The organism is Pseudomonas sp. SDT291_1_S447 (assembly GCF_054070155.1).
Genome location: NZ_JBSVXS010000308.1, coordinates 1 through 410 on the forward strand (window position 1 = coordinate 1; position 410 = coordinate 410).

The window sequence follows — 410 nt, forward strand, 5'->3', positions numbered from 1 at the left end:
CAATTGCCTGGTTGGCGGCGAGCACTTGTTGACCGTCGAGCAGACCCGGCAATGGCTGGCGGAGGTGGCGGCGGGCGCTGAACCGGTTGCCGAAACCGATGCGACGCGAATGCCGGCGGTGCAGGTCAGCGATGCGCCGGAGCACGAACGCGAGCCATATCTGTGGGAACAACCGCGACGCTTTCGCGAGGCGCACATCGGTGAATTTCTCGGTCGGGTGCGCGGGCCTTATCAGGACGACACGCTGTTTCTGCTGGTCAATGATGACTTGGGCGTGATGCGCGATCTGGCCGAGTATCAGGACACAGTCGTTGGCTGGGTCGAAGAGTGGAGCAACAGTGGCAACAATGAACGTGATTATCTGCTGGCCAGTTACATCGAGTCCCTGAGCCAGCTCGGCAGCGAAGATT

General features: G+C 61.0%; 1 pseudogene. It reads left to right on the forward strand.

The window, feature by feature from the left end:
* A pseudogene (locus tag ACW9IR_RS29680) lies at nucleotides 1–410 on the forward strand (toxin VasX); the annotation flags it as partial.